Annotated in this window: 25 protein-coding genes; 21 read left to right on the forward strand and 4 right to left on the reverse strand. The window is 54.8% G+C overall.

Features of this window, described 5'->3' with window-relative positions; all coding sequences use genetic code 11:
• Positions 1-15 precede the first annotated feature (15 nt).
• The 20 genes from FRY98_RS24240 (at position 16) to FRY98_RS24335 (ending at position 16,954) form a co-directional block, all read left to right on the forward strand.
• Positions 16-1,311, forward strand: coding sequence for a glycosyltransferase family 2 protein (locus tag FRY98_RS24240; RefSeq protein WP_148456977.1), 1,296 nt, complete (start codon positions 16-18; stop codon positions 1,309-1,311).
• 117 nt (positions 1,312-1,428) lie between these two features.
• The gene (locus tag FRY98_RS24245) at positions 1,429-1,716 is read left to right on the forward strand and encodes a nucleoside-diphosphate sugar epimerase (protein ID WP_148456979.1); all 288 of its coding nucleotides are present in this window, start codon (positions 1,429-1,431) and stop codon (positions 1,714-1,716) included.
• A gap of 24 nt (positions 1,717-1,740) precedes the next feature.
• A complete protein-coding gene (locus FRY98_RS24250; RefSeq protein WP_148456981.1) occupies positions 1,741-2,091 on the forward strand; it encodes an alpha-helical endospore appendage domain-containing protein in 351 nt (116 codons plus the stop codon).
• Positions 2,088-2,396: a hypothetical protein gene (locus tag FRY98_RS24255; protein ID WP_148456983.1), complete on the forward strand. Its 309-nt coding sequence runs from the start codon at positions 2,088-2,090 to the stop codon at positions 2,394-2,396. Before FRY98_RS24250 ends, FRY98_RS24255 begins: the two co-directional genes overlap by 4 nt.
• Before the next feature lies 1 nt (position 2,397).
• Positions 2,398-2,808 (forward strand): hypothetical protein, encoded by a 411-nt coding sequence (locus FRY98_RS29110; protein WP_249043517.1) that lies wholly within the window; start codon positions 2,398-2,400, stop codon positions 2,806-2,808.
• Positions 2,809-3,015: 207 nt separating this feature from the next.
• Entirely contained in the window at positions 3,016-4,098 is a 1,083-nt protein-coding gene (locus FRY98_RS24265; RefSeq protein ID WP_148456984.1) for a CgeB family protein, read from the forward strand.
• Between the two features lie 45 nt (positions 4,099-4,143).
• Positions 4,144-5,265 (forward strand): CgeB family protein, encoded by a 1,122-nt coding sequence (locus FRY98_RS24270; protein ID WP_148456986.1) that lies wholly within the window; start codon positions 4,144-4,146, stop codon positions 5,263-5,265.
• 65 nt (positions 5,266-5,330) lie between these two features.
• Complete coding sequence (locus FRY98_RS24275; protein ID WP_148456988.1) at positions 5,331-6,800, forward strand: glycosyltransferase family 4 protein; 1,470 nt, start codon at positions 5,331-5,333, stop codon at positions 6,798-6,800.
• Positions 6,801-6,847: 47 nt separating this feature from the next.
• Entirely contained in the window at positions 6,848-7,939 is a 1,092-nt protein-coding gene (wecB, locus tag FRY98_RS24280) for a non-hydrolyzing UDP-N-acetylglucosamine 2-epimerase (RefSeq protein ID WP_148456990.1), read from the forward strand.
• Positions 7,932-8,918 (forward strand): polysaccharide biosynthesis protein, encoded by a 987-nt coding sequence (locus FRY98_RS24285; protein WP_148456992.1) that lies wholly within the window; start codon positions 7,932-7,934, stop codon positions 8,916-8,918. Before wecB ends, FRY98_RS24285 begins: the two co-directional genes overlap by 8 nt.
• Positions 8,915-9,760, forward strand: a complete 846-nt coding sequence (locus tag FRY98_RS24290; protein WP_148456994.1) for an SDR family oxidoreductase — start codon at positions 8,915-8,917, stop codon at positions 9,758-9,760. The genes FRY98_RS24285 and FRY98_RS24290 overlap by 4 nt, the downstream gene beginning before the upstream one ends.
• Positions 9,724-10,662, forward strand: a complete 939-nt coding sequence (locus FRY98_RS24295; RefSeq protein ID WP_148456996.1) for an NAD-dependent epimerase/dehydratase family protein — start codon at positions 9,724-9,726, stop codon at positions 10,660-10,662. Before FRY98_RS24290 ends, FRY98_RS24295 begins: the two co-directional genes overlap by 37 nt.
• A gap of 1 nt (position 10,663) precedes the next feature.
• Positions 10,664-11,380 carry a glycosyltransferase gene (locus FRY98_RS24300; RefSeq protein WP_148456998.1) on the forward strand — a complete coding sequence of 239 codons (717 nt, stop codon included), beginning with the start codon at positions 10,664-10,666 and terminating at the stop codon, positions 11,378-11,380.
• A gap of 122 nt (positions 11,381-11,502) precedes the next feature.
• Positions 11,503-11,952: a hypothetical protein gene (locus FRY98_RS24305; RefSeq protein WP_148457000.1), complete on the forward strand. Its 450-nt coding sequence runs from the start codon at positions 11,503-11,505 to the stop codon at positions 11,950-11,952.
• A gap of 186 nt (positions 11,953-12,138) precedes the next feature.
• Positions 12,139-12,573 carry a hypothetical protein gene (locus FRY98_RS24310; RefSeq protein WP_148457002.1) on the forward strand — a complete coding sequence of 145 codons (435 nt, stop codon included), beginning with the start codon at positions 12,139-12,141 and terminating at the stop codon, positions 12,571-12,573.
• Between the two features lie 202 nt (positions 12,574-12,775).
• Positions 12,776-13,246, forward strand: coding sequence for an IS200/IS605 family transposase (gene tnpA / locus FRY98_RS24315; protein WP_148457004.1), 471 nt, complete (start codon positions 12,776-12,778; stop codon positions 13,244-13,246).
• A gap of 274 nt (positions 13,247-13,520) precedes the next feature.
• The gene (locus FRY98_RS24320; RefSeq protein WP_148457006.1) at positions 13,521-14,939 is read left to right on the forward strand and encodes a glycosyltransferase family 4 protein; all 1,419 of its coding nucleotides are present in this window, start codon (positions 13,521-13,523) and stop codon (positions 14,937-14,939) included.
• Between the two features lie 180 nt (positions 14,940-15,119).
• Positions 15,120-15,455: a hypothetical protein gene (locus FRY98_RS24325; protein ID WP_148457008.1), complete on the forward strand. Its 336-nt coding sequence runs from the start codon at positions 15,120-15,122 to the stop codon at positions 15,453-15,455.
• Between the two features lie 18 nt (positions 15,456-15,473).
• Positions 15,474-16,568 carry a glycosyltransferase family 4 protein gene (locus FRY98_RS24330; protein ID WP_148457010.1) on the forward strand — a complete coding sequence of 365 codons (1,095 nt, stop codon included), beginning with the start codon at positions 15,474-15,476 and terminating at the stop codon, positions 16,566-16,568.
• Entirely contained in the window at positions 16,565-16,954 is a 390-nt protein-coding gene (locus tag FRY98_RS24335; RefSeq protein WP_148457012.1) for a hypothetical protein, read from the forward strand. The genes FRY98_RS24330 and FRY98_RS24335 overlap by 4 nt, the downstream gene beginning before the upstream one ends.
• Before the next feature lie 57 nt (positions 16,955-17,011).
• On the opposite strand, the gene FRY98_RS24340 is transcribed toward FRY98_RS24335, so the two are convergent.
• On the reverse strand, positions 17,012-17,929 hold the full coding sequence (locus tag FRY98_RS24340) for an NAD-dependent epimerase/dehydratase family protein (RefSeq protein ID WP_225040634.1): 918 nt from the start codon (positions 17,927-17,929) through the stop codon (positions 17,012-17,014).
• Positions 17,930-18,101: 172 nt separating this feature from the next.
• Between FRY98_RS24340 and FRY98_RS24345 the strand changes: the two genes are divergently transcribed.
• Positions 18,102-19,262: a YhcN/YlaJ family sporulation lipoprotein gene (locus FRY98_RS24345; RefSeq protein ID WP_148457016.1), complete on the forward strand. Its 1,161-nt coding sequence runs from the start codon at positions 18,102-18,104 to the stop codon at positions 19,260-19,262.
• A gap of 68 nt (positions 19,263-19,330) precedes the next feature.
• Here the strand turns inward: FRY98_RS24345 and nagA are convergent, their stop codons facing one another.
• Genes nagA through FRY98_RS24360 form a run of 3 tightly spaced genes read right to left on the reverse strand, consistent with a single transcriptional unit; the run spans position 19,331 to position 22,102 of the window.
• Positions 19,331-20,509 carry an N-acetylglucosamine-6-phosphate deacetylase gene (gene nagA / locus FRY98_RS24350; RefSeq protein WP_148457018.1) on the reverse strand — a complete coding sequence of 393 codons (1,179 nt, stop codon included), beginning with the start codon at positions 20,507-20,509 and terminating at the stop codon, positions 19,331-19,333.
• A complete protein-coding gene (gene nagB, locus FRY98_RS24355; protein ID WP_148457020.1) occupies positions 20,509-21,237 on the reverse strand; it encodes a glucosamine-6-phosphate deaminase in 729 nt (242 codons plus the stop codon). Before nagB ends, nagA begins: the two co-directional genes overlap by 1 nt.
• Entirely contained in the window at positions 21,230-22,102 is an 873-nt protein-coding gene (locus tag FRY98_RS24360) for a MurR/RpiR family transcriptional regulator (RefSeq protein ID WP_148457022.1), read from the reverse strand. Before FRY98_RS24360 ends, nagB begins: the two co-directional genes overlap by 8 nt.
• Positions 22,103-22,222 lie beyond the last annotated feature (120 nt).

Here is a 22,222-nt window from a genome sequence, read left to right on the forward strand (position 1 = left end):
GAGGTGGAGAGCCGGATGCCGAATCGACAGGCCGATTTTCATAGAGGATATGAAGCGGGGTATGCCCAAGGAGTTTCGGCGGGAAGGCAAAGCTTCGGCAGGCGTTTTGACGGCGTCAGCATCATTATTCCTACGTATAACAAGAAGGAAATGCTGCTGGAGTGCCTGGACAGTATCGAGGCCTTTACCGATTATCCCTACGAGCTGATCGTCGTCGATAACGGGTCGCAGGACGGTACGGCGGAGGAACTGCGGAGGCGGCGAGGCCCGCTTCGTCTGGCCGTCAACGAGACCAACCTGGGTTTTGCCCGGGCGGTCAATACCGGCCTGATGATGGCCAAGGGGCGTTATCTGGTCCTGCTGAATAACGACGTGCTGGTTACGGAGCGGTGGATCGTCCAACTGCTAAAATGCTTGAGCGAATGTCCGGATGCCGCCGCCGTCGGGCCGGTTACCAATTACATCAGCGGCGAACAGCAGATCGAGACGCCCTACGGCGATATCCCGGGGATGCGCGCCTTCGCGGCCGCCTATAACCGGAGCGACCCGGGAAAGTGGCGGGATACGGACCGGCTGGTCGGATTTTGTCTGCTCTTTCCGCGGAGTACTTTTGAACAAATCGGCTTTTTTGACGAGGGTTATGAAGTCGGTAATTACGAGGATGATGACTGGATTCTCCGATTGCGGCTTCAAGGGAAAAAAATGAAAATCGCCGGGGATACCTTCGTCCATCACTATGGAAGCGTGACGATGAAGGAACTGGGCGAACGGAAGGTTTCCGAGGTAAACGGGAAAAACGGCGGTTATTTTAATGAGAAGTGGGGCTCCGTCTACGCCTATTTGCAAACCCGGGAAGAGCGGTTGCGGACCGCCGGCAGAGTTTTGGACATGTCCGACTTTTATCCGCCGTTGTGCTGGGTCCGGAGCGCTTCGGGACGAATTTACTGGCTTGAAGGCGGCATCCGCAGACTTCTGGCCCCGCACTTGACAACGGAGGAGATCCGAAATCGGGCGGTACGGTTGTCCGTCGTCGATCTGATGCAGATTTCCCCCGGTCCAGAGGTTTCCGATCCGGAGGAACTGTCTGGTTTGCAGCGGAGACAGAGAGAACAGTTGACGGTTCTTCAGGATGCGGAAGGACGCCTCTATTTAATCGACCGGGGCGTGCGGAGGGGAATTTTGGCGTCCTACACCTGCCGGATCTGGGGGCTGCCGACGCCGTCTCCGTCTTCATCGGTCGCCGGATTGTCCGATATGCCCGAAGGAGATCCTATTTTGCCGCCCGTCATTCTGGCTTCGGATGTGCTATAAACCGGAGTCGCCAAGGAACGGCTCCGGTCACTCCGGCATATGCTAGAACAGGATCGTACCGGCGGAAGCGCCGTGGCTCCTGCGGGGCAATCCAAGCTCTTAGTTGGAGGAATCAGGATGGAGCAAAAAATATCGGAGATCATCGTTCATATGTCAAATTCCCACCAGCAAATGGCGCGAATCATCGATGCCGAACGGGAAGTCGCCGTCCGCATGGCTCAGATTGTGCATGCCATTCCTGATGGGGAATCGGTTTTCGAAGGAACGCCGGGGTTGCTGGAGAATACAGGTCGCGTAAACAAGAGCGTGATCTCCTATTTAAATGCCATAGCCGATCTTCAGGAGGCGATGGCCGAGAATCTCGGCCTGGTGCTGAAGGAGACCCGGGGGCAGGAGGAAGAGTAGGATGAGGATAGCGGGGATGATGGGATGAGCAGAGAACAGGCGTATTTGCAAATACTGGATGCCGCCTCCAAAATCCAGTGGAACGTCGCGATGATATTGGAAGCGAAGGCGGTGGAGGCCGAAAAAGTTCGCAACTGGATCGTGAATCATGTGCACGCCCACAGCTTCGAATCGCACGAGAAGCAGTTGTCCGATCCGCTCGATGTCCATGAGCAGCTCGTGGAGGTGATCGAGGGGCTTACCAAGCTGCAGAACGGATTGTGCAGCAACTTAAAGACGGTGCTTCCTCCTGAAGAAGAGGAATCCGGGGGGGACGACGGCGGTTTTGGCGGCCTATTCAGCGGCAGCTTTGACCTGGAGGATTCGGACAAATGACCTGGAACCTTCAGGAAGAGGAAGCGGTAAAACTCAAATTGATCGAGTCGATTGCGAGAAGCCAGATGGCGATGGCCCGCATTCTGGACAGCTTGGCGGACGTCTCCGTCCATTCCGGGGAGACGGCCCGCCATTTGGCCGCCAATATCACTATTCTGGCGAAATACCAAGACGCGATGGCGCGAACGGTATGCGGCATCCGCGTACATCGCGTACACTACGGAACTCCTTCGTCGCCATGGATTATGAACTTGTGCTACCCAGCAGCATCCGCTACCCGAGGAGTACAGGAGGATCAGGGATAAGATGACAACGATGACGAAATTGCGGCGGAGACGCCGGGCTAAAACGAGAAAACCGGTAAAGTCGCGGATACCCAAGCGCAAGCGAATTGTTCGGCGCAGCCGCAGGCTGCTTGGCCTGAAGCGGGGGCGTAAAAGACAGCTTCGCCCTAAGCGGCGCCTGCATTTGGTCCCAGCTTCCGGCCCCGCCCTGCTTCCGCCTGTTCCGGAACAGCCTTTGCCTCAAAATGTACCCGCGGTTCCGGAGGCGGCCCCGCCAACGGCCGCTCCGGAATCGGCTCCGCCAGCCGCCGCTCCGGAAGATCCGGCCGCCTATGAACAGTCCTATAACGAAGCGTACCAGGAAGGATTTAATTCCGGTTTTGCCAAAGGTTACGAGGACGGGCATACGATGGCTTATACCGAGCGGGTCTAATCAGGTCACGGCTGCCCGGCTTCATGGGGGAGAACCCTCTATTCCGATCATCATTCGGGATAGGGGGTTCTTTTTTTATTGGCATTCAAGGGGCATTCAAGGCATTCGCCAATTTCTCAGGCTACCGGGTAGTCGTCCATGATGCACGTGTCCTTGGAGCATATATTTATAGGGACCCAGGAAATCCAAAAAGATAGGATGAATGCCTTGAACAACGTGATGGATGCGAGAACCGGAGACGAATACCGGGCCGGGTATACCGAAGGCTACCGTTACGGGGGATGCAGGGCGGTTCTCGCCCGCGTTCCGCAATTTTCCGCACCCAAACGGAAGCTCCGCGTGCTCTATGTTCAGCAAGGGTTTGAGGCGATCGACGGCGGTGTGGCCGATGCGCTCCGAGCGATGACGGAAGAATGCATCGTGGCTTCCCCCGATACGATGCTTCAGGCCGCTATCAGCCATTGTCCCGATCTGGTGCTCGTGATGAACGCGCTGCATGTATTCCCCGAGAATCACGCCGATCAGATCGTACAGATTCGTCAAATGGGGATCCGGACGGCGGTATGGTTTGTAGACGATCCTTATTTTACGGAGGATACGGTACGCCTGTCGCAATATTACGACGCCGTATTCACCCACGAACTGGAGTGTGTCCCGCTGTACCGCCAAGCCGGCTGCGGGCAGGTGCACTATCTTCCGCTAGCCGCGGATCCTGCGCTCTTTCGCCCGCTGCAGGTTCCCCGGGAACAGCAATACGACATTTGCTTTATAGGCAACGCGTTTTGGAACAGGGTGGAGCTGTTCGATCGGTTGGCCCCATTCCTGCAGGGCAAGAAAGTGATGATCGCCGGAGGACATTGGGATCGTCTTCAAAATTATGAGTCGTTATCCGCTTTTATTCACAATGGATGGATCCCCGTCGAAGAAACGGTTTCGTTCTATAACGGAGCCAAAATCGTGATCAATATGCACCGGCCTACGGCCGCCGGTCACGATAACCGCAACTCCCATAATGTGCCGGGTTCCTCCATCAATCCGAGAACTTATGAGATCAGCGGGTGCGGGACGCTCCAGATCACCGACATCCGCCAGGACCTGACGGACTATTACCGGCCGGGATATGACATTGAAACGTTCCGGGACGCGGACGAACTTCGGAACAAAATCGAGCACTATCTGAATCACGAGCAAGATCGGCTTCGGATCGCCTGGCGGTCCCTGTGGACGACGAGACGGTATCATACGTTCACCGACCGGATCCACCGGCTGCTTGGGGCGATGCAACTCTGAAGGCGGTGTTTTCGCGAAAATAACAGAAGGAGTGACGGTGACGAAATGACCACAACAGTTTTTTCACCTGTGGGCGGGGAACTATTGACCTCCTGGGAACGGGGAAGACAGGACGGATTGAGAGACGGTTATCTCGAAGGATATTTACGCGGACGCTCCAATGCGATTGTGGAAAGGGTCAAACCTCAGTTTCCGTTTCGCCAGGTCCGGGTGCTTTATGTCGGTTCCGGTAAAGGATTCCCCTACTCGCCGATCGATGAGGCTGTGATATCCACCCTGCGCCAGATGACCGCGGAGACGATCATTTGCGAGGCCGGCGTTCCCATGCCCGAGCTTGCGGCATCAACCCGGCCGGATCTGGTGCTGGTGCTGGACGGTATGGAACAATCGCTGGAGCATATCGACCAGGTCCGTACCCTCGGCATCCGGACGGCCGTATGGATGACCGATGACCCTTATTATACGGATATTACCTTTAATATGGCGCCTCATTACGATTACGTTTTTACGCTGGAGCGCAATTGCATCGACCTTTATCGGTCTCTCGGATGCCCGAATGTCCACTATTTGCCGTTTGCGGCGTTTCCCGAACATTATCGGCCTAGCGTCGCGAGAGTGCCCGAGATTCGGAACGTCGGGTTTATCGGATCCGCTTATTGGAACCGGGTAACATTCTTCCAGCCGATTATCGGGCCGTTAATGGACCGGGGATTGAGCATGAACGGCCTATGGTGGGACCGCCTTCCGGAATACCCGGCTTACGCCGAACGAATCGATCTCGGAAAATGGATGGGACCGCTGGAGACGTCGCAAGTCTACGGCAGCACAAAAATCATGATCAATCTGCATCGTTCTCCTTTTGAAGAGACGGTGAATAAAAACGCGGCCGGGATTCCCGCGATATCGCCAAACCCGCGGACCTTTGAAATTTCGGCGTGCGCGACGCTGCAAATGGTCGACGCCCGGGACGATCTGGCCTCCTTCTATAGACCCGGCGTGGAAATCGAGACGTTTACCTCGCCGCAGGAGCTCTTGGAGAAAGTGGACTTTTATCTGACCCATGAAAAAGAGAGACAGGACATCGCCCTCCGGGCCTTGGAGAGAACGTACCGTGAGCACACGTACAGCAACCGGATTGACGAAATGCTTCGCATTATTTTCGGATAACCGGTGCGAATACGGACTATACCGGGAGGCGGCAGCTCCTCATAACGATGCTGAGGTGATCGAAGATGTCGGAAAGAAAAAAGCTGATGCTTTTTTCACATGTATGCAATACCCGGAGTATCACGGGTGCCGAAAAGCTGCTCTTGTTTCTGGCCAGGAAGCTGTCGCTCCATTTCGATTGTGTGATCGTGGCTCCCCATGAGGGAATTTTAACGAAACTCGCCGAGGATTACGGCATCCGGGTGCTGTTTTATGAGACGCCCATGCTTTATACCATGTGTGACCCCAACGAATTTCTGAACCGGGATGCGCAGCAGTTAAAGAACCATCCGGCCACGGCCGGTCTGGTGGACCTGCTCGTTCGGGAAGCTCCCGCTTACGTTTTCGTCAATACGTGCGTGAACATCGTTCCCGCTATGGCCGCAAAATCCCGGGGCATTCCGGTCATCTGGCACATTACGGAGATCATCCGGGACAACGCCCACACGGAAGGGGCTGTGGCGATTGTCGATCGATACAGCGATTGGATTATTGGGATTTCGGAGACCGCGGTCGCTCCTTTTCAAGGGAAGCCGGCCGAATCCAAGGTGAGTTTGCTGTATCCCTCCTGGGGAGATGAATTTCATCCGGACCAATGGCCCGCCAAAAGGCTGGCGAAACGAAAGGCCTGGGGGATTTCAGCCGATGCGAAGGTGATCGGATACATCTCTTCGTTTCTTATCGCCGAGAAAGGGGCGGATCATTTCGTCGAAGCGGCGGGACTGCTGGCAAAGAAATACCCGGAGCTGTATTTTGTTGTGATCGGCGGCGAGGTGGACCGGACTTACTACGCTTCCCTCAAAAAGAACGCCGCCGATTCGGGCCGGAGCAGCCGGTTTCTCTTCATTGATTACGAGAAGGACATTGAAGGAGCTTATTCCGCGATGGACCTGGTGGTCATCCCGAGCCTGCTCAGTGAAGGGTTCGGCATGACGGCCATGGAAGCGATGATCTTCGGTAAGCCTGTGGTGGCTTATGCCTCCGGCGGGCTTCGGGAGATTCTTCAATTTACGGGAAATGAGCGGTACCTTGTACCGACCGGAGATAAAGAAGGGTTGACGGCCAAAATTTCGGAGCTGCTGGAATTACCGGATGCGCTGCAACAAGTCGGTTTGGAAAACCAAAGGCGTGTGGAGAGCATTTTCGGCTCCGAAGCCTATGAGAGCCGGTTGCTCAGCATTTTGGGGCATATTTTGTCCCTTTCGGGCCAGACGGTCCCGATGGAGGAAGCTTTGTATGCCTTCGACGCCTCCCCGGAGGCGCCCGCTCCTTTGCCGGAGCCTGTCGGACCGACACCAGCCCGACCCGCGGGAATACCGCTTAAACGGCGGGGCCGGAGGCTGAAACGCAAAGGATTGCCGCGGCGGCGGCGGCGGACTCGCTTCTCCGCAAGCCGGAAGGCGAGGCGAAAACCGGGAAGAAGCCGCCGGACGGTGCGGCGCGGTCGTTCGAGACGCCGTCGTTCCCGGCGTAGAGCTGCGGCGGGAAGAAGGTAACCGTGAAGGCGGATTAGACCATTTAACTTCAGGGGGTGGAGATTAAGGTGAAGGTTATGACGATCCTGGGGACGCGACCGGAAATCATCCGCTTGAGCCTGATTATTCCCTTGCTGGACCGGTATGCGAGCAAGCATGTTCTGGTCCATACGGGCCAGAATTTTACGGCCAGCCTGAGCGGTATTTTTTTTGAGCAGCTCGGTCTCCGTGCGCCCGATTACGTTTTGCAGGACCGCCAGGCCTCGCTTGGCGGCCAAATGGCGGCGATGTTTTCCCAAGTGGAGCGGATCTTGGAGCTGGAGCAACCGGACCGTGTGCTGTTGTTGGGCGATACGAACAGCGCCTTGTGCGCCATCCTTGCGGAACGGATGGGCTTTCCCGTAGTGCATATGGAGGCGGGGAACCGCTGTTTTGATTTGGATGTGCCGGAGGAGAAGAACCGGAAAGTGATCGACGCGATCTCCTCCGTAAATATGCCATATACGGCCCAGAGCAAAAGCCATTTGATCGCCGAAGGCTATCCGAGCCGAAACATCGTGCTGACCGGCAATCCGATTTATGAAGTGATGCGCCATTACGAGAAAAAAATCGCAAGCAGCGACATTTTGGAGCGCTTGAGCCTCAGGCCGGGCGATTACTTCCTGGTGACGACCCACCGCGCGGAGAACGTGGATCGGCCGGAGCATTTGCGCGAGATCATGTCCGGCTTGAACAAGGTAGCCGAGACTTACGGGCGGAGGCTGATTTGCAGCATCCATCCCCGTACCCGTTCCAGAATCGCAAGCGATCTGCGGATGGAAATGCATCCGCTCGTTGAATTTCACGAGCCCTTCGGCTTTTTTGACTTCGTCCGGCTGGAGGAACAGGCTTCCTGCGCTTTGACCGACAGCGGCACGGTGCAGGAGGAATGCTGCATTATGCATGTTCCCACGGTCACCTTACGGCGGACGACCGAGCGACCCGAGACCGTGGATTGCGGCAGCAACATCGTGTCCGGTCTGGATGCCGAGCGCATCGCCCGGTCGGTGGCGTTGATGACGGAGATGGACCGGTCATGGGAATGTCCGGAGGGGTACCTGGCGGATAAGGTGTCGGAGAAGGTTGTTAAATTTCTGCTTGGAGGGAAACGGCATGTTTGAGAATAAACGGATTTTGGTAACCGGAGGGACCGGTTCCTGGGGACATGAGTTAATCACGCAGTTGTTGCCGCAGCAGCCCCGGGAGGTGATCGTCTTTTCCCGGAACGAGTCCACCCAAGTAGCGATGAGCCGTCAATTTGAAGATGACCGCTTGAAATTCTGCATCGGCGATATCCGTGACAAGGAGGCGCTCATCCAGGCCTCCCAGGACGTGGATTACGTGTTTCACCTGGCGGCCTTGAAGCATGTGCCGGTATGCGAGGACCAGCCTTACGAAGCGTTGAAAACGAATGTGATCGGGACGCAAAACGTCATTGAAGCCGCCATAGCCAATGAAGTGGAAAAGGTGATCTATATTTCTACGGACAAGGCGGCGAATCCGTCCAACTTCTACGGCATGACCAAAGCGATCGGGGAGAAGCTGATCGTTTACGCCAATCTGCTCCGCAGCAAAACCCGTTTTGTTACGGTGCGCGGAGGTAACGTGCTCGGCACGAACGGCAGTGTGGTTCATCTGTTCAAGAGCCAGATCCGGCAAAAGGGGCAGGTCACGATCACGGATATGAAAATGACCCGCTTCTTCCTGACGCTCCGCGACGCGATATCCCTGTTGTTTAAAGCTTCCGTTGAAAGTGTCGGCGGTGAAATTTTCGTGATGACGATGCCGACCTGCCGGATTGTGGACTTGGCGGAGGTGCTGATCGAGGATTCGGGGGTGCCGGATGTGAAGATTACCGAAAGCGGTATTCGCCCCGGCGAAAAAATTCATGAGATTCTGATGAGCGATTTCGAAAGTCTGACGACCGTGGTTTACGACGAAGCGTATCTGGTCATTTTGCCGACGATTGGCATCCCCGGCCTGCGGGAGCATTATAGCCATTGCGACCCGGTCTCTTTCAGCAGCTTCAGCTCGGAGCATAATCTGATGACCAAAGACGAGATCCGGAATATTCTGCGGCGCGGGGGGTTCTTGTCATGAAGCTGCTCATTGTCGGAGGGAACGGGATGGCCGGCCATGTGCTGGTAGACTATTTCCGGCATCAGGGGCGACACCACGTGTTTTATACGAGCCGGGATCCCAAAGATCCCCAAGGGCTCTACCTGGATGCGTCCGACAGTTTCATGGTGGAAAAAGTGGTCGAAACCGTCCGCCCGGACATCCTGATCAACGCGGTGGGGGTGCTCAACCAGTTTGCCGAGCGGGATAAAATCAACGCCTACCATATTAACGGTTTTTTACCGCACCGCCTGCAGCGGGCGGCGGACCTGGCGGGAGCCCGGCTGATTCATATCAGCACCGATTGTGTTTTTGAGGGGACGCGGGGCGGCTACAACGAGGAGGATGAGCCGGACGGACAAAGTGTTTATGCCGTAACGAAAGCGCTCGGGGAAATCCGGGCGCCCGGCCATTTAACGATTCGGACCTCGATCATCGGGCCGGAAATCCGGACCCGGCGCATCGGGCTCATGAACTGGTTTATGAGCTCAAACGGCGAGGTGTCCGGGTATACGCGCGTTCTGTGGAACGGGGTTACCACACTGGAACTGGCGAAGGCCATCGATGCGGTGATGGAGTCGTCCCTCTCCGGGCTGATTCACCTGGCCCAGCCGATCCCGGTCAGCAAGCATGATCTGCTATTGCTGATTCAAGAAATCTGGGATCTCAAGCGGATTACCGTCGTTCCCAGCGATACGCCCGTACAGGATCGGACGCTGGTGTCGACCCGCACCGATTGGACCTACAAAGTCCCTCCTTACCGGGAGATGCTGAAGGAGTTGGAGAGATGGATGAGAGAACGCAATTATTACAAAATAAGCTGATTCTCATCACGGGCGCCTCGGGGTTCACCGGGAGTCATGCCTGTCGTTACTTTGCTTCCATAGGCATGCGGGTGGCCGCGGTGGTGCGGGATGAACAGGGGCATGCCGGCCTGGGCGGAGTCACCTATCATCGCTGCGATCTGCTGTCTTATGAACAGGTCCGGGAAACGGTGAGCCGGATTCGGCCGGATTACGTTTTGCATTTGGGCGGCAAAAATTCCGTTCCCGAGTCATGGAAAGATCCGATGCTTTACATGGAATCCAACGTGCTCTCCGTTCTTTATTTACTCGACGCGCTGCGGGACATTCCCGCCTGCCGTACGCTTGTGGTGGGATCGCGCTTGTCCGGGCCGTCGCTTTCTTCTTCCTATCGTCCCCACCATCCTTACGGGCTGAGCAAAACGTTGCAAAAGCTGGTCGCGCTGTCCTGGAAACAGCTGTTCGACCAGCATGTCATTCTGGCGGAACCGAGCAATTTGATGGGCCCCGGACGTTCGACGGGCTTTTGCTCGCTGCTCGGCGGACGGATCGTTCAGGAGGAAAGAGAAGGGGGGACTCCCCCTTTTCGCGTCTCCTCCCGGCAGGAGCGGCGGGACTTTTTGGATGTCCGCGACGCGGTAAGGGCCTATGCCTTTTTGCTGGCCTATGGTTCCAGCGGGGAAATCTATCAGGTTTGCTCGGGCCAGCCCCGAACGCTCGAAGAAGTGACGACGACGATGCTAAACCTCTCGGGCAGCCGGATGACGGTAGAGTGGGGAGACAACCCGACGGCCGATTCCACGGCCGAGGTCATCCAGCCGGAATATCTGGAAAGGATCGGGTGGGTTCCCCTCTATCCCCTCCGGACTTCCCTGGAAGATATAATCCGATACTACCGGGATGAAGCGAAAGGAGGAGATTGAGGTGCTTCCGTTAGTTACCATCGTCATTCCTTTCTACAATTGCGCCTATATCGATCAGGCCGTACAGAGCGCATTGAACCAAACTTATAAACCTTTGGAAATCATCGTGGTGGATGACGGATCCACCCGGCATGCCGACCGTCTTACGCCTTATCTTCCTTATATCAGTTATATGGGAAAAGCGAACGGGGGCACGGCCACGGCGCTGAACCACGGCATTAGGAACGCTTCCGGCGAATATATCGCCTGGCTGAGTTCGGATGATTTGTTCTACCCCGATAAAATCGCACATCAAGTAGCTTTTATGCGCGATCAGCGCGCACGCATTTCCCATACGAATTTTAACTATATCGATCAAACGGGAAAGGTGACTCAATATCAGGTTTCTCCGGGATTCAAGGTAACGACCGATTTCTACCGCGGCTTTTTGAACGGGAACCCCGTTAACGGATGTACGGTGATGGTCAAGAAGGAGCTGTTTCAGACGATCGGCCTGTTTGACGAAAGCCTTCCTTACACCCATGACCTGGATTTCTGGTTTCGGGCGATCGTGAGCGGTACGTGTTTTCCGTTTCTCAACGAGGCGCTGACGGCCTACCGCTGGCATGATGCCATGGGAACATTGCGTCATCAGGAGAAGATTATGCCGGAATATTTGAATACGCAGGCCCGGCATCGGGAAGCGCTGCTTCAAGTGTTGGCGCGCACGAATCTATAGCATTCTATTAATTCGGAAAGTTAATCTACCTCCTTTCGCCTCTTTTGCTATTCTTGGATAATTCGTCCAACCCTGTTCTGGCACGCTGCATAGAATAGCATCAGAAAGGAGGGAGAAAACCAATGCCGAACTTTTTAGTAGACAGCCAGCTTTCACAGAACGCTTCGACCGCGAATTCCATTTCGATCGCCGCGTCATCGACACCCGCTTTGTTTGGCACACTCGGATTGGACACGGCGGATGCCGGTTCCAACTTGCGTGTCCACTTCAGCGCCACCGTTACGCTGAGCGCCACCATATCCATTCTTGTCCCTGTAACGATCACGATCCGACGTGTTATTAACGGCGTACCGACAACGGTTTATACGGCCACGAAATCACTGCCGGTCGGAACACTGCTGCTGACGACGGATGTCTTCACGATTAGCGGAATCGATACCCCGCCGCCTGCGGATTTCATCATCTATCAAGCTTTTGTCAGCATTCCGGCAGGCTTGGCCGTCACCCCGACCCGGGTTGGTCCGGAGAGCTTCCAGGCTGTAGCTTATTCCGACTTGCCGACTCCTGTGTAATGCATGTTCAAAAACCGCCGGGATCCTGGATCCCGGCGGTTTTTACATATACCCCTGCTTTAGCTGCTGAAAAGTCTCTATTAGATTTAATCTGTTTAAGAGCCTCTTTTAACATAACGGGAAAGTTCGTCCATGCGAAATCTTTCTACTTACATACGATAGAATTATGAAAGGAGGTAGAATTTAATGCCAAGACAATTTCTTGACGCGAAGGTAGCCGTAAATTCCCTGGGGGGCACTGCGGTCACGACGACACCCGCCATTTTCGGTACGCTCGGGTTGAATACTTCGGCCGCGGGTCCCGACCTGGAAATTCAGTTCTCCGCCACGGTGACAATCTCCGTTGCAAGTACCGCTCCCACCAATGTAACAATTACTATTAACCGGATTTCGTCGCTGGGAACAGTACCGGTTTACACAGTAACCGAAGGCTTCCCGACCGTTAGCGGCGAAGGCGGGCAATTTGCCTTCACGATTGCCGGAGCCGATTATCATCCGCCGAACCCTGATGGCTTCCTGATTTACCAAGCGGTTGTGTCCGTGAACAGCACGACAGCTACGCCGACTCGCGTCGGTCCCGAAAGCTTGATCGCCGCCGCTTATTCCGAACCCGCCGTTTAATCGCTCTAGCTCTAACCCTGCATACTCCCTCTCTAGCCGGCCCTCGGGTATACCCGGGGGCCGGCCTTTTTGTCGAAGAAAACCCCCAGTTTGACTGGGGGTTCAGGAAAGCTTATAGCTATGAGTAAAAATCCCTTGACCTTTATGATAAAATGATAGCCGGTCTGCCAACCGCATCATGAAATCAAGGAGGACAAGGGAAATGGATAAGAGCAGTCTAGCACATACACGCTGGAACTGCAAATACCATATCGTATTTGCGCCAAAGTACAGACGACAAGTGATCTATGGGAAATTAAAAAGAGAAATCGGAAAAATCATTCGAGAGCTATGTGAGAGAAAAGGTGTGGAGATTCATGAGGCGGAGGCATGCCCAGACCATATTCACATGCTGGTAAGTATCCCTCCTAAGTTAAGTGTGTCGGAATTTATGGGATACTTGAAGGGAAAAAGTTCGCTGATGATCTTCGATAAGTTTGCGAACCTAAAGTATCGGTACGGAAATCGACAGTTTTGGTGTAGAGGATACTTTGTGGATACGGTAGGACGTAACAGGAAAGCGATCGTCGAATACATTCGGAATCAGCTAACAGAAGATAAGAACTACGAACAACTCACGATGAAAGAACTGTTCGACCCGTTTACGGGTGAGTCGGTAGGAAAGGGCAAGTAAAAAAGCCCCTTTAAGGGGCATGCCCGAGACCGCTCGCGGTTGGCAGACTTTCAGTGCGCCTTCTTAGGCGCTTGCTAGTACCATGCCCTTATAGGGCTGATGGAAGCCACCGGCTAAGCCGGTGGTTATGACTTAAATTTGTCTTTCTAATTTGTCCCGGGGGAAAGGCCAATGACGTGACCGGGGGTTCGGGAAGGGGAATATACTGTAATATCGCACAAGTTCACTTAAGTCGCGCTCTGCCGGAAGGCCGATCGCCCGGGAAGGAGAAGGCATGAGAATCCTGCTTGCAACTTATTGGCTTATCCCGCATGTGGGCGGAGTCTGGAAATTTATGATGCAGATCAAGCAGCACTTGGAGGCGCTTGGACATGAAGTCGATTTAATGGGGAATAGTCCGGATTACAGTAAATACCACATTTGGAATCGGGGTTTAGAGCTGCCCAAAGCGGAACTTCGCCCGCTGTTGGAGGCCAAACTGGACAAAGCCAAAGCCCCCTTGCTCCATGCGCAAAGTCCCATCGATTTCTATGAGCTGGATCGCTATATGATGGAGCTGTCGGCCGCCTACTTCGGCCTGGACCGATACGATGTGATTCATACTCAGGATATATTTTCCGCCAGGGCGCTTGCCAGGGTTAAGCCGCCGCACATTCCCCTGATCGCACATCTCCATGGGTCGGTAGCCACGGAATTAAAAAATCACTTTATCAAGAACCCGCATCTGAATGTGAACGCAAGCTCGCCGGCTTGGCGGTATTTCGAGATCATGGAGCATTATGGAGCGATGTCCGGAGATCTGGCGATTACCGCCAACCAGGTGCAGCGGAACAAGTTGATCCATGAATACTGGGTCCCTGCTTCGCGGATCGCCGCCTTTCAATACGGACTGGATGCCGAGGCTTTCCGGCAGAGTTTAATACGCGGAACCTCCATCAGGCGCCCCGAACGAAAGAAAGTGATTATTTTTCCGGCGCGTCTCACCGCGGTAAAAGGCATCGACGTGTTGATTTCGGCGTTGGGGATCCTTAAATCCGCGCGAAGGGATTGGGTCTGCTGGATTGTGGGCGAAGGGGAGAAGCGCCAGGAATTGGAGCGGCAAGTCGCCACACTGCAACTGCAGGAAGACGTCCTTTTTTTGGGGGAACGGGATGATGTGCCCGCGCTGCTTGCGATCTCCGATATATTCGTTCACTCGTGCATCCAGGATAATCAGCCGTTTTCGGTGATGGAGGCGCAGATGGCTGGACTGGCGGTTTGCGTTTCGGACGCAGGGGGACTGCCGGAAATGGTGGAACACGGCAAGACCGGCTTGATTTCGCCGGTAAACGATCCCGCCAGCCTGGCCTCCCAGTTGTCTCTTTTGCTTGAAAATGAAGCTCTCCGCAGGGAACTCGGACGAAATGCACAGGCTTGGGGGAGCGTCCATTGGTCGATGAATGCGATGATTCAAAGATTGTTGTCCGTCTATCATTTGGCGGTTGCTGAACCCATCCACAAGCGGACGGAAGGTGCGGCAAGCCCTCCTACCAAATCTCATAAAGTCAGCGGAGATCTGTATAATCGGATTTTCGCGGTACCGTCGGCTCACCCCGAAATTTTGGTCGATTCCGCGGTGTGGGACCGGATTCTCGCCCATCTTCCCCGAGGATATATGGTCTATGATTCGGAGGTTTTGGAACTCACCCGCTGAAGCCTTGAGCGAAAAAACCAGGCAGTTCCCGCCACCGGGGCCGCCTGTTTTTTTGCTTTCGACGGGCATTTCGAAGCTGTTCTTTTAAGAATAGGTTGTACCCGGCGGGAGGGTGCCCTTCCCTTTGAAGAGGAAAAGCATACCATGGCTTATAGAAGATTTCTGCATTGGAGGGCTGGTATGTCTACTTTAAGAATCAAGGCGACGGAAAACGGAAAAATCGATTCCCGATATATTCAAACTGTGGACGTATCTTTGACCAATTTGGGAGGGAACGGCTTTGAGTTTTTACTGTTGGGATATGGGCCGTATGGACTGATTCACCGCCGCCTTTATCATTTGGGACAGGGAGAGAGCGTGACGATTCCGAAAATCATGACTGAGCATGCTCCTTTTGAAATCCTCGTGGTCACCAACGCGCCGAATTATGATAGGACCGGTTTGACCCTTTTCGCCCGAAACCAGCAGGAAACCGTGGCTATCTTCACTCAGGAGGATGCGATACGGGAAACTTAACATCAGGGAGGTGGGACGGTGAAGGTGCTGTTCGTTTTTTACGTACCCAGCGGCGGCGTCCATTCCTTAAATCGCCAGCGTTGCCTCGCCCTGCGTCGACACGGGATTCAGGCGGATTGCCTGTATTACGACTGGGGGGCGGGGTTTCAAAGCCTGGAGGATTTTCCGGTCTACCTGACCCGGGACGATCGAGAAACCGCGCACATTTTGCGGTCAAGGAACTATGACCTTATCGTCGTGACTTCGGACTTCACGTGTTTTGAGCGTTTCAGAAAACTGGGCTATACCGGGAAAATGGCGCTGGAAATTCAAGGATACGGCCCACCGGAGCTTGCCCGCCGTAGACTGGTGGAGGGGGCTCCGGCGATCCAGGCCCATGCTTCGGCGCTTCTTAACCCCAATACGCCGCACATCGCTTTGTTATTGCAGGAAATGTATCCGTCAATCCCGTTGTTTCAATTTAACAACTGTTTTGATTATGAGCGGTTTACTTACCGGGAGCAGGCCGGTCACGGTGCCGATTCGCCGATCATCGCCTGGCTGGGCCGAATCGAAGACAACAAAAACTGGCGGGAATTTTTATATATCGGATACGCACTCCAAAAGCATTATCCCCAGCTCAAGCTTTGGATGTTCGAAGATTCCAATTTAGCCGATCCCGAGGAAAAGGTACAGTTCGACCGCATGGTGGAGCTGTTGCAATTAAGTTCCCGCTTGACGGTACGCTCCAATGTGCCTAATGACCATATGATGCATTACTTTTCACGGATCGGGGATTCGGGCGGGTTTCTGTGCTCCACTTCCAAAGCGGAGGGCTCGCCTCAGGCTATACTGGAAGCGATGAGCTGCAGATGTCCCGTACTGGCGGCGGATTGTGACGGTGTGTTTGCCTCCGTCGTTCACAATATTACCGGCAAGAACTACAGGCTCGGCGATATTGAACATGCCGTCAGGGAAGCTATCGAACTGATCGATAACGGCCCGCTTCGCCAAAACATCCAATCGGCCGCGCTTCTGCATGTCCAGACCGAATTTAATTCGGAGGTGTACTGCCGTAATTTTATCGGGATGCTCCAGGAAATTGTTGAGGGAAGAGGGGGGAACGGTTTTTGAAATATACGCATAAAGTAGGGACGGCCGCCGGAACCTTTCCGCCTTTTTTGGTTGGCGGGAAAGAAGTCATCCTGACGTCGGTGACGATGATGAGCATTTCGCCCGGCGATCTGCTGGTTTTGCGGCTGGATGTGGGATGGAAGAAACCGACACATGGGGATGCAGGTGAAATCGAGTTGAAGATCCGGAAGGATAGCCCCGATGGCCCCGTGATCTATCGGATCCTGGAAACCTGTGTTGAAAAGGCCTATACGATGGAGAGGGTGACGGATATCGGGAACGTTCCGGTTCAGCACTACTATTTGACCGCTTGCTCCGCGGACAGCCGGGCCGTCATAACGGGGCCTTATTCCCTGCAGGGTTCGGTATTTCCCAAAAACGAATAATCAAAAGGCTGACGTTTCGCGAAAATTGCGAAGTCAGCCTTTTGGTATGTTTTAGGGCTATAAAGGAGCCCAGTTCGCGTAAGTTTCCGCGAGTCCTTCCTTTATCGCGTATTCGGGCTTCCATTGTAAGTCGTTGCGCGCCTTAAGATTGGAGAGACAGCTGTGCCTGATATCCCCTGGTTTCGCCGCTTGATACAGCACCTCGATCTCCTCGGGATGCAGCTCGTGCAGATACGCGATCAGCTGGTTCAGCGAAGTCTTTTTTCCGGTGCTTACATGAATGGTGTCCTGCGTCCCCCGTTCCGCGGCAGCCACAATGGCTTTTGCCACGTCCTGTACATAGATGAAGTCCCGGGTTTGCTCCCCGTCCCCGAAAATGGGAAGCGGGAGTCCCTTTTTGAGCCGGTCCATGAATATAGCAACCACACCGCCCTCTCCCTTGATGGTCTGCCCGGGGCCGTATACATTGGCAAACCTCAAAATGGTATAGGGGATGTCGTAAAATTTGTCATACAGCCGGATGTATTGCTCCGCGGTCCACTTGGATAGTCCGTAAAAAGAGATCGGCTTTACCGGATCGAGTTCGGTCAGCACCTCTTTGGCAAGATCGCCGTATACGCCGGAAGTCGAGGCGAAAATGAATTTCTTTACCTTGGTTTCCCGGCAGGCTTCCAACAGGTTCAGGGTTCCTGCCACATTGACGTCGGCATCGAAAGTAGGACTGTCAACGGATTGCCTGACATCGGCCTGAGCCGCCAGGTGAATCAGCAGATCCGGCCTGGATTTTCGGATCGTTTCCCGAGTCATCTCGCTCCGGACATCCGCGATATGAAGTTCTGCCTGCTGCGGTACTTTTTGCTTGTGTCCCGTGCTTAAATCATCGATGACAATGACTTTATAGCTTTGGCGGATCAGCCGGTTGACGAGGTGCGAACCGATAAACCCTGCTCCGCCGGTAACGACTGCGGTCTTCAATTCCCATGGCCTCCCTTGAATGAGCGCATAATACGTATCGTATGAAGGAGGGTTAAATTTGGCATGGGACAGCAGAGGAGATCGGGTAAGTTTACCTGTATTCCGAAGAAGGCGTCGGCGCATCCTAAGTCCTGTTCATCATAAACTTTATAAATGGATAGGGGATGACTTCATGCGAGGAGCAAAAATCGTAAGCTTGTCATTATCCGCTGCATTGATTGCCGGTATGGTTGGGATTACGGGCTGCGGAAACCGTACGGACAACAACAATGTTCGGACCCAAGGCCTTCGTCAGCAAAACCGGAACTATGACGTAAACTCCTTGCCGGAAGGGAACCGCATCTTCTCCCGCAGCGCGGGAAGCGGCCAAAACCAGCGGATCACTTCGCTGAGATACAGCCCTGCCTTGAGCAACAAGGTAGCCCAGCTTCGGGACGTACAAACGGCTCATGTCGTGGTAACCGACCGCGATGCTTATGTGGCGCTTACGATGCATGGGGCCAATAACACCCGAGGCCATGGCGGCAATATGAGCGGCATGTCCACGGGGATGTCGACCGGCATCGGCGGCAACCGGGGAACCGCGAATATGGGCGGCCCTTACGGAGCCGATTACGGAACCCGAGGTGCCGGAGATAACGGTCTGGCCTTGGGATTGACGGGCCGTTCGGGAACCGCAGGAAGCTTGTTCGATATGACTCGGGGAAGCGGATTGACTGGGGGCCATACGGGAACCGGTCTGTCCGGAACGAACGGAAACATGGGATTGAACGACATGAACGGAGCGGGCACGCCAGGAACGGTGGGGACGGGCGGATATGGAACGAGGGGAACGAGCGGTTTACAAGGGACGGGAACCACGGGAACGGGCGGTACCGGCCGGATGAGTGGGCTTGGAACGGGAACAAGCGGAACAAGCGGAACAGGCCGGATGAACGGAGTTGGAACGGGGACCGGCACTTTTAACGGGTTAGGCAACGGTACCGTAGCCGGTCATGTTACGGACAATGTTCCTCAGCATGTGAAAGACCAAGTGTCGCATATCGTCAAAAAAACGGCGCCGCATATCCGGAATGTCCACGTTTCCGGCAACCCCGACTTCGTAACGCATGTAGGGAACTACGCTACCCAATCCCGCGGCGGGGGGACGGGTGGAACGCTTAGAGGGTATATCGCGGATTTTGAGAATATGATCAACCGGATCTTCCCGGGACGTACCGGAACGATGACCGGGCCGAACGGGTATGCGCCAACAACGCCTAACGGATATACCGGCGGTGCGAACCGCGGCGGGATGAATACCGGCGGCTACTCCGGCGGGGTCACAAGGTAATAGCGATGTAAGCGAAAAAGCGTGGCCGATCCGGGAATGAGTTCCCTTTTGCGGCCACGCTTTTCAACTTACCCTTTGAATTTACGTCCCTCGACCCAAACGTGTTGAAGTTCCAAGTCCCGGTCAAGGAGTAGCAGATCGCCGAGCTTTCCGGTTTCAACGGATCCGGTCAGATGGTCGATTCGAATCAGTTTGGCCGGGTTCAAGCTGGCGGCTTCCGAAGCTTCTTCAACGGAGAGCCCGATTTCCCGCACGAGGTGCCGGAATCCGCGGATCATCGTCAAGGTGCTTCCGGCCAGCGTTCCTTCGCTGTCGCGCAGCGTGCAGACGCGGTCTTTGACGACAACGGGCAGATCGCCCAGCTTGTACTCGCCGTCGCCAAGTCCTGTCGCCGACATCGCGTCCGTAATCAGGATGAGATTATGGTTCTTTTTGACGCTGGCCAGCAGTTGGATACCGGCTTTGTGCACATGAATGCCGTCGGCGATGATCTCCCCGCTGATGGCGGGAGAGCTCAGAATCGCTCCGGCCACCCCGGGTTTGCGGTGATGCAAAGGCGTCATCGCGTTGAAGGTGTGCACCGCATGATGCAGACCGACTTCGACGGCGGCCATCATTTCTTCGTAGGTCGCATTCGTATGACCGGCCGCCGCAACGATTCCTTTTTTGCGCAAAAACCGGATCAAATCATGGGCTCCCTCACGTTCCGGGGCAAAAGTAACCTGCTTGATCAATCCGGGGTACCGCTCCTCCCAGGCCTCGATCCACCCGGCGTTCGGCGGTACGATATGGGCGGGATTTTGCGCTCCCGGCCATTTCGGACTGATAAAGGGGCCTTCCAAATGAACGCCGGCTAGTTTGGCGTAAGGCATTCCGTTATTGATGTAGCGCTGAACCTCCTCCAGCACCTGTTCGATGACCGGCTTCGGCAGCGTCATCGTCGTGGCCAGCATCGAGGTCGTTCCTTGACTGCAATGAAGCTTGGTGATCGCGTCGAAGGCTTCTTGTCCCGGCTCGGAGAAATCATGAAGCATTCCGCCATGGACATGAACGTCTATGAAACCGGGCAGGACCAAGCCGCCTTGGGCATCGACCACTTCCACGGAATCGGTGGTTTCCGCGGGCGCTCCGGCGGTAGAGCCGACATACGTGATGACGCCGTCCTTGACGGTCACGGCTCCATCGGAAATCCGTCCCCGGGGCGTAATGACGTCGGCATGTACAATTTGCACGGACCCTTGTCGCATCAGAGCAGCCCCCCCGCAGCCTGGTCAAGCACCACGACGACGTTGGGATGGGTCTGAAGCAGCGAGGCGGGACATTGGGTGGTGATCGGTCCGCGCAGCGCCCGGGCCACCACTTCCGCCTTATCGGCTCCCTTCGCCATCAGCAAAATTTGCTTGGCCTGCAAAATAGTACCGATCCCCATCGTGATCGCATGAGTCGGCACTTCATCGATCGAAGGGAAATAGCGGGCATTCGCCTGGCGGGTTCTCTCCTCCAGCTTGACGATATGCGTCGGTCCGGTCAGCTCCTCGGCGGGCTCGTTAAAGCCGATATGGCCATTATGGCCCAATCCGAGCAGTTGAAGATCGATTTGCCCGGCCTGTTCCAGCAGCCGGTTATACTCCGCGGCCGCCTGTTCGGGATCGGACGAGCTTCCGGAAGGGACATGCGTATTTTCCGGCAGGATATCGATGTGGTTGAACAGCTTCTCATTCATAAACCGGCGATAGCTTTCGGGGTGCTGCTCATCGAGTCCGATATATTCATCCAGGTTAAAGCTGCTGGCCTGCTTGAAACTGACCACGCCCTCGCGATAAAGTTCGATCAATTTGCCGTATACTCCGACCGGAGTGCTCCCTGTGGCGAGCCCTAGGATTGCCCGGGGATTGGATTGAAGCAGACTGGCGATGATGCCGGCTCCGGTTTCGTTGAACTGCTGCTCGTCTTTTACCTTGATAATGTTAAGCATGCGAATTGCCCTCCCTTTGTTTTCTGTATATTTGCACGTTCTGGTAAGAGGTTTCCAGCTTCGGAATAAAATGCTCAAACTCCATACTTACCATTCCCGTAAATAAAATATCAATCACATGCAGCTGCGCGATTCTTGATGCCATATCTCCCCGGCGCATACCTTCCTCCAGAGAAGAAGAGAATAACGATATATCGGCCAGAGAAGCGAGCGTGTTGCTGCCGTATTGGGTCAACGAAATGGTCAGGGCCCCGCTGTCTTTGGCGCAGCGGAGCGCATCGATCGTTTCCGGCGTCTCTCCACCGTACGAGACGGCAAAGGCGACATCACCGCTCCCAAGTGAGGAAGCCGAGGTGATCTGCATGTGGGAATCGGCGAACGCCGTAGCGTGCTTGCCGATCCGAACCAGTTTCTGATAGAAATCCTGGGCGATAATCGACGAAGTGGCCACGCCGTAAAGGTCGATCCGTCCCGCCTTGCAAAGGGCATCGACGGCGCGGCGCAGTTCGTTCATGTCAAGAAGGCGCGTCGTATCCGTAATGGAGGCCAGGTGATTGGCTTCCATCGCCTGCACGATTTTGTGCAGATCGTTCCCCGCGATCACATCTTGATACTGGGTTTGCGAAGGCTGATGGGCCAACTCGCCGGCCAGCTTCATTTTAAAATCGGGAAACCCTTTAAAATGGAATGTTTTGCAAAAACGGGTCACCGTCGAGGGACTGATTCCGCAGGTGTAAGCCAGCTCGGTGATGCCGAGGTGGATGACGGAGGCCGGTGACTTTAAAATATATTCCCCCAGCCGTCTTTCCTGGGGAGGCAGCGTTTCCAAATGGCTGGAGAGCGCATGCAGGATGGGTGTCTGCAAAGGCGTCACCTCTTTTTAAGTTTGAAAATAATTTTTGGGGATTACTATGATATAGTGAAAATAATTTTGATTTCATCATAATCGTTTCTCTGTCGGAATGCAAGATTTTCCTGGGAACTC

The organism is Paenibacillus faecis (assembly GCF_008084145.1).
Classification (GTDB): Bacteria; Bacillota; Bacilli; order Paenibacillales; family Paenibacillaceae; genus Fontibacillus; species Fontibacillus faecis.